1 protein-coding gene is annotated in these 625 nt (G+C 69.6%); it reads right to left on the bottom strand.

Annotation, left to right across the window (positions count from 1 at the left end; genetic code table 11):
- Positions 1-402: 402 nt before the first annotated feature.
- A complete protein-coding gene (locus BM424_RS11560) occupies positions 403-597 on the bottom strand; it encodes a ferredoxin (RefSeq protein ID WP_093416099.1) in 195 nt (64 codons plus the stop codon).
- Positions 598-625 lie beyond the last annotated feature (28 nt).

Here is a 625-nt window from a genome sequence, read left to right as displayed (position 1 = left end):
CCCCACCCCGCTCCCGGGGCTCGAAGCCACCACCGCTCCGAGCCCCGGGCCCTCGGCGGTCTTCCACCCCTGTGGTCGGAGGCTTGGGCGGGGGCGTTCCGCGAGTGGTGGGTTCTGGAGGGGGACAGTTTTAGTGAGAACTGTCCATGATCAATGCCCGAAATGTCCGGTAAATTTGGACTAAAACTGTCCACTGCCTCCCCTTCGGGAGGTGCGGGTGGAGACGACGATGCCCCGCACCTGGGGTGGTGCGGGGCATCTGGGGCCTGGTCGCCTGGCTCGTGACCGGCAGGGGACGAGCGCCGCGCGCCGGCGGCGCTCCGGGGCGGAGCCCGGCGGCCAGGGAATCAGAGCGGCTTCACCGCCCGGAACCGATCCTGCGGGACGGGAATCGGCCCCGGTTCAGTCCTGGACCGTGATGGCCTGGGAGGGGCAGAGCGTGGCCGCCGTGGCGGCCGACTGGGCGAGCTCGCCGGTCGGGTTCTCCTCCAGGACGAGCACGAAGCCGTCGTCGTCCTGGTCGAACAGGTCCGGGGCCGAGAGCACGCACTGCGCCGCGCCGACGCACTTCGTGGTGTCCACGACGATCTGGGTCATGCCTTTGTCACCTTTCTCAGAGAGGGGT

It is taken from the genome of Saccharopolyspora flava (assembly GCF_900116135.1).
In the GTDB taxonomy this organism is placed as follows: Bacteria; Actinomycetota; Actinomycetes; order Mycobacteriales; family Pseudonocardiaceae; genus Saccharopolyspora; species Saccharopolyspora flava.
The sequence above is the reverse complement of the archived record's forward strand: the minus strand, read 5'-3'. Positions and strand labels throughout refer to the sequence as shown.